The sequence below is a fragment of the Pseudomonas sp. KSR10 genome (genome assembly GCF_022355455.1).
GTDB lineage: Bacteria > Pseudomonadota > Gammaproteobacteria > Pseudomonadales > Pseudomonadaceae > Stutzerimonas > Stutzerimonas stutzeri_E.
Genome location: NZ_JAKOEN010000001.1, coordinates 1 through 5,714, shown reverse-complemented (window position 1 = coordinate 5,714; position 5,714 = coordinate 1). Strand labels below are relative to the sequence as shown.

2 tRNA genes, 3 rRNA genes and 1 pseudogene are annotated in these 5,714 nt (G+C 52.2%); 1 reads left to right on the top strand and 5 read right to left on the bottom strand.

Going from position 1 to position 5,714, the window contains the following annotated elements:
* Positions 1-52 precede the first annotated feature (52 nt).
* From rrf to MCB86_RS00010, 5 genes are all read right to left on the bottom strand, one after another.
* A 5S ribosomal RNA gene (rrf, locus tag MCB86_RS00030) occupies positions 53-168 on the bottom strand.
* A gap of 154 nt (positions 169-322) precedes the next feature.
* Positions 323-3,213: ribosomal RNA gene (locus tag MCB86_RS00025) — 23S ribosomal RNA — on the bottom strand.
* Positions 3,214-3,465: 252 nt separating this feature from the next.
* Positions 3,466-3,541: transfer RNA gene (locus MCB86_RS00020), tRNA-Ala, on the bottom strand.
* A gap of 30 nt (positions 3,542-3,571) precedes the next feature.
* A tRNA-Ile gene (locus MCB86_RS00015) sits at positions 3,572-3,648 on the bottom strand.
* 91 nt (positions 3,649-3,739) lie between these two features.
* Positions 3,740-5,276: ribosomal RNA gene (locus tag MCB86_RS00010) — 16S ribosomal RNA — on the bottom strand.
* Together the 16S, 23S and 5S rRNA genes with 2 tRNA genes alongside form the textbook arrangement of a ribosomal RNA operon.
* Positions 5,277-5,435: 159 nt before the next feature.
* On the opposite strand from MCB86_RS00010, the pseudogene MCB86_RS00005 reads away from it, so the two are divergent.
* A pseudogene (locus tag MCB86_RS00005) lies at positions 5,436-5,714 on the top strand (hypothetical protein); the annotation flags it as partial.

The window sequence follows — 5,714 nt, the reverse complement described above, 5'->3', positions numbered from 1 at the left end:
CCCAAAGACAAACCCCCGGCCATCTTTCGATGATCGGGGGTTTGGTGTAGAAGCTTGACGATGACCTACTCTCACATGGGGAGACCCCACACTACCATCGGCGATGCGTCGTTTCACTTCTGAGTTCGGGATGGGATCAGGTGGTTCCAACGCTCTATGGTCGTCAAGCAATTCGGTTGGGGAGTCGGTGTTCAGTCGCTTCCCCTAATTGGGTATGTGATGGTGTTGCTGTATTGGTTTCGCTTGCGAGCGATGCGTCTTTTCGGTTTGTTTGTCGACTTCAACCGTCTGACACGCAAACATCAAATTGTTTGGGTGTTATATGGTCAAGCCTCACGGGCAATTAGTATGGGTTAGCTCAACGCCTCACAGCGCTTACACACCCCACCTATCAACGTCGTAGTCTTCGACGGCCCTTCAGGGAGCTCAAGGCTCCAGTGAGATCTCATCTTGAGGCAAGTTTCCCGCTTAGATGCTTTCAGCGGTTATCTCTTCCGAACATAGCTACCCGGCAATGCCACTGGCGTGACAACCGGAACACCAGAGGTTCGTCCACTCCGGTCCTCTCGTACTAGGAGCAGCCCCTCTCAAATCTCAAACGTCCACGGCAGATAGGGACCGAACTGTCTCACGACGTTCTAAACCCAGCTCGCGTACCACTTTAAATGGCGAACAGCCATACCCTTGGGACCGGCTTCAGCCCCAGGATGTGATGAGCCGACATCGAGGTGCCAAACACCGCCGTCGATATGAACTCTTGGGCGGTATCAGCCTGTTATCCCCGGAGTACCTTTTATCCGTTGAGCGATGGCCCTTCCATACAGAACCACCGGATCACTAAGACCTACTTTCGTACCTGCTCGACGTGTCTGTCTCGCAGTCAAGCGCGCTTTTGCCTTTATACTCTACGACCGATTTCCGACCGGTCTGAGCGCACCTTCGTACTCCTCCGTTACTCTTTAGGAGGAGACCGCCCCAGTCAAACTACCCACCATACACTGTCCTCGATCCGGATAACGGACCAGAGTTAGAACCTCAAAGTTGCCAGGGTGGTATTTCAAGGTTGGCTCCACGCGAACTGGCGTCCACGCTTCAAAGCCTCCCACCTATCCTACACAAGCAAATTCAAAGTCCAGTGCAAAGCTATAGTAAAGGTTCACGGGGTCTTTCCGTCTAGCCGCGGATACACTGCATCTTCACAGCGATTTCAATTTCACTGAGTCTCGGGTGGAGACAGCGCCGCCATCGTTACGCCATTCGTGCAGGTCGGAACTTACCCGACAAGGAATTTCGCTACCTTAGGACCGTTATAGTTACGGCCGCCGTTTACCGGGGCTTCGATCAAGAGCTTCGCTTGCGCTAACCCCATCAATTAACCTTCCGGCACCGGGCAGGCGTCACACCCTATACGTCCACTTTCGTGTTTGCAGAGTGCTGTGTTTTTAATAAACAGTCGCAGCGGCCTGGTATCTTCGACCGGCATGAGCTTACGGGGTAAACCCTTCACCCTCACCGGCGCACCTTCTCCCGAAGTTACGGTGCCATTTTGCCTAGTTCCTTCACCCGAGTTCTCTCAAGCGCCTTGGTATTCTCTACCCAACCACCTGTGTCGGTTTGGGGTACGGTTCCTAGTTACCTGAAGCTTAGAGGCTTTTCCTGGAAGCATGGCATCAACCACTTCTCCTTCTAAAAGAAGGATCGTCATCAGTTCTCGGCATTAAGACCCCGGATTTACCTAAGATCTCTGCCTACCACCTTAAACTTGGACAACCAACGCCAAGCTGGCCTAGCCTTCTCCGTCCCCCCATCGCAGTAACTAGAAGTACGGGAATATTAACCCGTTTCCCATCGACTACGCTCTTCAGCCTCGCCTTAGGGACCGACTCACCCTGCGTCGATTAACGTTGCGCAGGAACCCTTGGTCTTTCGGCGTGCGAGTTTTTCACTCGCATTGTCGTTACTCATGTCAGCATTCGCACTTCTGATACCTCCAGCAAGCTTCTCAACTCACCTTCACAGGCTTACAGAACGCTCCTCTACCGCTCAACTTACGTTGAACCCGTAGCTTCGGTACCTGGTTTGAGCCCCGTTACATCTTCCGCGCAGGCCGACTCGACTAGTGAGCTATTACGCTTTCTTTAAAGGGTGGCTGCTTCTAAGCCAACCTCCTAGCTGTCTGAGCCTTCCCACATCGTTTCCCACTTAACCAGGATTTTGGGACCTTAGCTGACGGTCTGGGTTGTTTCCCTTTTCACGACGGACGTTAGCACCCGCCGTGTGTCTCCCGTGCTGACACTTGCTGGTATTCGGAGTTTGCATCGGTTTGGTAAGTCGGGATGACCCCCTAGCCGAAACAGTGCTCTACCCCCAGCAGTGATACACGAGGCGCTACCTAAATAGCTTTCGAGGAGAACCAGCTATCTCCGAGCTTGATTAGCCTTTCACTCCGATCCACAGGTCATCCGCTAACTTTTCAACGGTAGTCGGTTCGGTCCTCCAGTTAGTGTTACCCAACCTTCAACCTGCCCATGGATAGATCGCCCGGTTTCGGGTCTATTCCCAGCGACTAGACGCCCTATTAAGACTCGCTTTCGCTACGCCTCCCCTATTCGGTTAAGCTCGCCACTGAAAATAAGTCGCTGACCCATTATACAAAAGGTACGCAGTCACCTAACAAAGTAGGCTCCCACTGCTTGTACGCATACGGTTTCAGGATCTATTTCACTCCCCTCTCCGGGGTTCTTTTCGCCTTTCCCTCACGGTACTAGTTCACTATCGGTCAGTCAGTAGTATTTAGCCTTGGAGGATGGTCCCCCCATATTCAGACAAAGTTTCTCGTGCTCCGTCCTACTCGATTTCACTTCTAAGATCCTTTCGCGTACAGGGCTATCACCCACTATGGCCGCACTTTCCAGAGCGTTCCGCTAAAATCAAAGAAGCTTAAGGGCTAGTCCCCGTTCGCTCGCCACTACTAAGGGAATCTCGGTTGATTTCTTTTCCTCAGGGTACTTAGATGTTTCAGTTCCCCTGGTTCGCCTCACACACCTATGTATTCAGTGTGTGATAACCATCTTATGATGGCTGGGTTCCCCCATTCAGACATCTCCGGATCACAGTCTGTTTGCCGACTCCCCGAAGCTTTTCGCAGGCTACCACGTCTTTCATCGCCTCTGACTGCCAAGGCATCCACCGTATGCGCTTCTTCACTTGACCATATAACCCCAAGCAATCTGGTTACTGTCTATAACGTGAAGACGACATTCGCCGAAAATCCGCATTTCGCTCTCTCGAGCAACTCGCAAATTTTACCTTGACTTGAATAATCACCAGTGAAAGTAATTACCCAAATCTACTTCTATCACATACCCAAATTTTTAAAGAACAGTTACTGGCGCAAAGACCAGAAATCAATCCGCTCCCCTAGGAACGCATTCATTTCTGTACTTTCAAGCGATGTCGAGGTAATGGTGGAGCCAAGCGGGATCGAACCGCTGACCTCCTGCGTGCAAAGCAGGCGCTCTCCCAGCTGAGCTATGGCCCCATCTACAGATCGGCCACATCCCATGACAATTGGTGGGTCTGGGCAGATTCGAACTGCCGACCTCACCCTTATCAGGGGTGCGCTCTAACCAACTGAGCTACAGACCCAATCGTCTCTCTCGGGTCGAAACCCAATCGCTTTTCGCTAGTGAATCAAGCAATTCGTGTGGGAACTTATGAAGAAGCTGAAGTCTTCGATTAAGGAGGTGATCCAGCCGCAGGTTCCCCTACGGCTACCTTGTTACGACTTCACCCCAGTCATGAATCACTCCGTGGTAACCGTCCCCCCGAAGGTTAGACTAGCTACTTCTGGAGCAACCCACTCCCATGGTGTGACGGGCGGTGTGTACAAGGCCCGGGAACGTATTCACCGTGACATTCTGATTCACGATTACTAGCGATTCCGACTTCACGCAGTCGAGTTGCAGACTGCGATCCGGACTACGATCGGTTTTATGGGATTAGCTCCACCTCGCGGCTTGGCAACCCTTTGTACCGACCATTGTAGCACGTGTGTAGCCCAGGCCGTAAGGGCCATGATGACTTGACGTCATCCCCACCTTCCTCCGGTTTGTCACCGGCAGTCTCCTTAGAGTGCCCACCATTACGTGCTGGTAACTAAGGACAAGGGTTGCGCTCGTTACGGGACTTAACCCAACATCTCACGACACGAGCTGACGACAGCCATGCAGCACCTGTGTCAGAGTTCCCGAAGGCACCCCTCCATCTCTGGAAGGTTCTCTGCATGTCAAGGCCTGGTAAGGTTCTTCGCGTTGCTTCGAATTAAACCACATGCTCCACCGCTTGTGCGGGCCCCCGTCAATTCATTTGAGTTTTAACCTTGCGGCCGTACTCCCCAGGCGGTCGACTTAATGCGTTAGCTGCGCCACTAAGATCTCAAGGATCCCAACGGCTAGTCGACATCGTTTACGGCGTGGACTACCAGGGTATCTAATCCTGTTTGCTCCCCACGCTTTCGCACCTCAGTGTCAGTATTAGCCCAGGTGGTCGCCTTCGCCACTGGTGTTCCTTCCTATATCTACGCATTTCACCGCTACACAGGAAATTCCACCACCCTCTGCCATACTCTAGCTTGCCAGTTTTGGATGCAGTTCCCAGGTTGAGCCCGGGGCTTTCACATCCAACTTAACAAACCACCTACGCGCGCTTTACGCCCAGTAATTCCGATTAACGCTTGCACCCTTCGTATTACCGCGGCTGCTGGCACGAAGTTAGCCGGTGCTTATTCTGTCGGTAACGTCAAAACAGCAAGGTATTAGCTTACTGCCCTTCCTCCCAACTTAAAGTGCTTTACAATCCGAAGACCTTCTTCACACACGCGGCATGGCTGGATCAGGCTTTCGCCCATTGTCCAATATTCCCCACTGCTGCCTCCCGTAGGAGTCTGGACCGTGTCTCAGTTCCAGTGTGACTGATCATCCTCTCAGACCAGTTACGGATCGTCGCCTTGGTGAGCCATTACCTCACCAACTAGCTAATCCGACCTAGGCTCATCTGATAGCGCAAGGCCCGAAGGTCCCCTGCTTTCTCCCGTAGGACGTATGCGGTATTAGCGTTCCTTTCGAAACGTTGTCCCCCACTACCAGGCAGATTCCTAGGCATTACTCACCCGTCCGCCGCTGAATCAGGGAGCAAGCTCCCTTCATCCGCTCGACTTGCATGTGTTAGGCCTGCCGCCAGCGTTCAATCTGAGCCATGATCAAACTCTTCAGTTCAATACTGCTTGGGTTTTGAGAAAACCCTAAACTTGGCTCAGCAATCGCAAATCTCTTCTCCTAAAAGAAGAGCACTCAATGATTTCTCGTTGAGTACATTGTGATGCTGATAATCTTGCTGACCATCAGTCTTACCTCACAAGCACCCACACGAATTGCTTGATTCAGTTGTTAAAGAGCGTTTCGATCAAGTCTTTCGTCTCAACCGAGGCCGCGCATTCTACAGCAGCCTTGTTTCTCGTCAAGCTGTTTTTGAAGAAGTTTTTCTTTCTTCTCAACCGCTTGCGCTTCCGATCAACCTGCGCCTCTCGTCAGCGGGAGGCGAATCATACAGCGTCCAAAACCGCTGTCAACCACCTCTTTCAACCGCCTCCGATCAACCCGACCGAAGCGCCAACAGGACTCAACCTCCACCCTGCCAGCCCGGCGCATTCTACT